Annotated in this window: 2 protein-coding genes and 1 pseudogene; 2 read left to right on the forward strand and 1 reads right to left on the reverse strand. The window is 74.3% G+C overall.

Features of this window, described 5'->3' with window-relative positions:
• On the forward strand, nt 1-2,110 hold a 2,110-nt coding region (gene pbpC, locus MFF42_RS25075), incomplete at its 5' end, for a penicillin-binding protein 1C (protein ID WP_238258685.1).
• Between the two features lie 152 nt (nt 2,111-2,262).
• Nucleotides 2,263-2,583 carry a quaternary ammonium compound efflux SMR transporter SugE gene (gene sugE, locus MFF42_RS25080; protein ID WP_238258687.1) on the forward strand — a complete coding sequence of 107 codons (321 nt, stop codon included), beginning with the start codon at nt 2,263-2,265 and terminating at the stop codon, nt 2,581-2,583.
• 9 nt (nt 2,584-2,592) lie between these two features.
• On the opposite strand, the pseudogene MFF42_RS25085 reads toward sugE, so the two are convergent.
• Nucleotides 2,593-2,938 (reverse strand): annotated as a pseudogene (locus tag MFF42_RS25085) (transcriptional regulator); the annotation flags it as partial.

Raw genomic sequence — 2,938 nt, forward strand, 5'->3', positions numbered from 1 at the left:
CCCCCTTCGGGGGCCACCCTCTCCCGCAGAGGGGAGAGGGAAGCCTGTCGGCGCTCTCTTCGCCGCATTCGTCACCGTCGCGCTCCTGCTCGCGGGCGCCCTCTGGCGCTACGCCGCCACCCTCCCGCCCCTCGACCTGACCCAGGCCGCGCTCCGCTCCACCGTCATCCTCGACCGGAAGGGCCAGCTGCTGCGCCCCTTCGCCACCGCCGACGGGCGCTGGCGGCTGCCCGTCACCGCGGACGCGATCGACCCGCGCGCCCTCGCCATGCTGAAGGCCTACGAGGACCGCCGCTTCGACAGCCATCCCGGTATCGATCCGGCGGCGACGCTCCGCGCCGCGTGGCAGTGGCTCGCCCACGGAAGAATCGTGTCGGGCGGCTCGACCCTGTCGATGCAGGTGGCCCGCCTCGTCGAGCCGCGGGCCGAGCGCTCGCTGCTCGCGAAACTCCGGCAGATGGTCCGCGCGGTCGAGCTGGAGCGTCGCCTCGGCAAGGCGGGCGTGCTCGACCTCTACCTCGCGCTCGCCCCCTATGGCGGCCCGGTCGAGGGGATGCGGGCGGCGAGCCTCGCCTATTTCGGCCGCGAGCCGGCGCGGCTGTCGTTCGCCGAGAGCGCGCTCCTCGTCGCCCTGCCGCAGGCGCCGGAGGCGCGCCGCCCCGACCGCTTCGCCGCCAACGCGAAGCGGGCCCGCGACCGGGTGCTCGACATCGCCGCCGAGCGCGGCGTGCTGACCGCCGACGAGGCGCGCGCGGCCAAGGCCGAGCCGGTGCCGACGCTCCGGAAGCCGTTCCCGATGCTCGCGGCGCATGCCGCCGAGCAGACCCACGCCGCCGACGGGTCAGCGCGGGTGCAGCACCTGACGCTCGACGCCCGGCTCCAGGCGAGCCTCGAGGCCCTGGCCGCCGAGCGCGCGGCCGCCGCCGGCCCGGCGCTCTCCGCCGCGATCCTCGCCATCGACAACCGCACCGGCGCGGTGCTCGCCCATGTCGGCAGCGCCGGCTATCTCGATGCGGCCCGCGCCGGCGCGGTCGATGCGACCCAGGCCGTGCGCTCGCCGGGTTCGGCTTTGAAGCCCTTCATCTACGCACTGGCCTTCGAGAACGGGCTCGCCCATCCCGAGACGCTGCTCGACGACCGCCCGGCGCGCTTCGCCGCGAGCTACGCGCCGGAAAACTTCGACATGGGGTATCGCGGCACGGTCACGGCGCGGGTGGCGCTGCAGCAATCGCTGAACCTGCCCGCGGTCGATCTTCTCGACGCGGTCGGCGCCGCCCGCTTCGTCGCCCGGCTGCGGGGGGCGGGCGCGGCGATCCTGCTGCCGCGCGACACCGCACCGGGCCTGCCCGTGGCGCTCGGGGGCCTCGGCATCACGCTGACCGACCTCGCCCGGCTCTACGCTGGGCTCGCCCGCGGCGGCGGCGTGCCGGCGCTCGCCCGCCGCCTCGACGGGCCGCCCGCGAACCCTGAGCCGGAGCGCAGCGTCGCCGACCCGGTCGCGGCCTGGTACGTCGCCGACATCCTGCGCGGCGCCCCGCCGCCGGAGAACGCCCTGCCCGGCCGAATCAGCTTCAAGACCGGCACCTCCTACGGCTACCGCGACGCCTGGGCGGTGGGGTTCGACGCCCGCGTGACCATCGCCGTCTGGATCGGCCGGCCGGACGGCGCCTCGGTGCCGGGCCTCGTCGGGCGAAGCCACGCCGCGCCGATCCTGTTCGACGCCTTCGCCCGGTTCGGCGGCGAGCCGGAGGCGCTGCCCCGCCCCCGCGACGCCCTCGTCGTCGCGACCATGGCCCTGCCCCCGCCGCTGCGCCACATCCGCCGGGACGCGCCCAAGACCTTCGCGGCGACGCTCGGCGTGCCGCTCAAGATCGCCTATCCGCCGGACGGCGCCCGGGTCGATCTCGGCATCAGTGAGGGCGCGCAGGCCCGCCTCGCCCTCAAGGCGCTCGGCGGCCAGCCGCCCCTGACCTGGATGGTCGACGGCCTGCCGGTGGCCGAGGCGATGCGGCGGCAATCGGAGTGGAGCCCGGAGGGTGCGGGTTTCGCGCGCATCTCGGTGATGGATGCGGCGGGCGCCAGCGACAGCGTGGTGGTGCGGCTGGAGTAGCGCGCCGAGGTCACACTCGTGCGGTGCCACACGTGACTCTTCCGCCCTTCGCTTTAGCTGCACCCCGCGAGGCCACGTCCTCCCCCACCATGCCTTTTCGCGGTGGGGTCCAAGTCCGGGACGGCCCGGCTCATGAACCACATGAGGTTGCCGTGGCCTGGATCGTTCTCGTCGTCGCCGGTCTGCTCGAGGTCGTCTGGGCCTTCGCGATGAAGCAGTCGGAGGGGTTCTCGCGCCTCTGGCCGAGCGTGATCACCCTCGTCACCATGGCGATGAGCTTCGCCTGCCTCGCCTGGGCGATGCGCAGCCTGCCGCTCGGCACCGCCTACACGATCTGGACCGGCATCGGCGCCGTCGGCGCCTTCATCGTCGGCATCGCCTTCCTCGGCGAAGCGATGAACGCCACCCGCATCCTGGCGGCGGTGCTGATCGTCAGCGGCCTCGTGCTGATGAAGCTGTCGAGCACGGCTTGAGAATGGGCCTCAGCCGTCGCAGCCCGGAAACACCGCGAACACGTCCTCGCGCACCCGGGCGAGGATCTGGCGGTAGGCCGGCTCGCAGGCCATGCCGGCGCTGATGCGCCCGTACTGCGCGCCCTCGGCCAGCCCTCCGCGCTCCGGCACCAGGGCGAGCGGGGTCGCGGCGGGGGTGAGTTGCGTGCCGCGGCCGGAGAACAGGGTGGTGAGGATGCCGAACATCTCGCCCTGGATCGTCGGCCGCCCGAGCACGGCGAGGCGGTACTGCCCCTGGAAGTTGGTGACGAGGTAGATCTGACCCGACTGGTTCGGCACCGAGACGGTGCCGGACTGGGCGAACGGCGCGTCGAGC

It is taken from the genome of Methylorubrum podarium (assembly GCF_022179745.1).
In the GTDB taxonomy this organism is placed as follows: domain Bacteria; phylum Pseudomonadota; class Alphaproteobacteria; order Rhizobiales; family Beijerinckiaceae; genus Methylobacterium; species Methylobacterium podarium.